We start from the raw sequence: 822 nt of genomic DNA on the forward strand, positions 1-822 counted from the left end.
CCCCTCACCGTCGCCGGCCCCTTCACCGCCACCAGCGCAAGCCTCACCGACACCAGCGCCGGTGGCTTCGACATCGCCGGACAGGTCAGCCTCGCCTCCTTCCTCGCCCTCTCCGCAACAAGCGGATCCATCACCAGCTCGGGCACCGGTTCCATCTCCGCACCGACCCTCGATGCCGCCGCAAGCCTCGTCGCCCTCACCGGCAGCAACTCCATCACCACTCTCGGCAGCATCAATGTCGGCACCCTCACCCTCGACGACGAAGCCGCCGCCCTCACCATCGCCGGTCCCTTCAATGTTACCGACGCACGCCTCACCGACACCGGTTCCCTCGACATCGCCAGTGCCGTCTCCGCCATAGGCAGTCTCGGCCTCGCCGCCTCGAACATCGGCATCAACGCCAGTCTCGACGCAACGATCCTCAGCCTCGACGCCGGCTCGGGCACCATCGCCAATGCGGGCTCCGGCTACGTCAACGCCACAACACTCGATGCCGCCGCAAGCCTCGTCGCCCTCACCGGCAGCAACTCCATCACCACTCTCGGCAGCATCAACGTCGGCAACCTCACCCTCGACGACAACGCGCCCCTCACCATCGCCGGACCCTTCACCGCCACCAGCGCAAGCCTCACCGACACCAGCGCCGGCGGCTTCGACATCACCGGTGCCGTCTCCGCCACAGGCAGCCTCAGCCTCGACGCCAACGCAGGCACCATCTCCAATTCAGGTTCGGGCACAGGCTATATCAACGCATCAAGTCTCGACATCGTCACCGCCAGTTCGGTCATCCTCACCGGCAGCAACTCCATCACCACTCTCGGA

The 822-nt window shown here is 66.1% G+C and carries 1 protein-coding gene; it reads left to right on the forward strand.

The genetic code is table 11. The features are described from left to right. The coding region (locus tag RT91_RS22055; protein ID WP_035189367.1) for a hypothetical protein at nucleotides 1-822 on the forward strand (822 nt) is incomplete at both ends.

This window comes from Acidiphilium sp. JA12-A1 (genome assembly GCF_000724705.2).
GTDB lineage: Bacteria > Pseudomonadota > Alphaproteobacteria > Acetobacterales > Acetobacteraceae > Acidiphilium > Acidiphilium multivorum.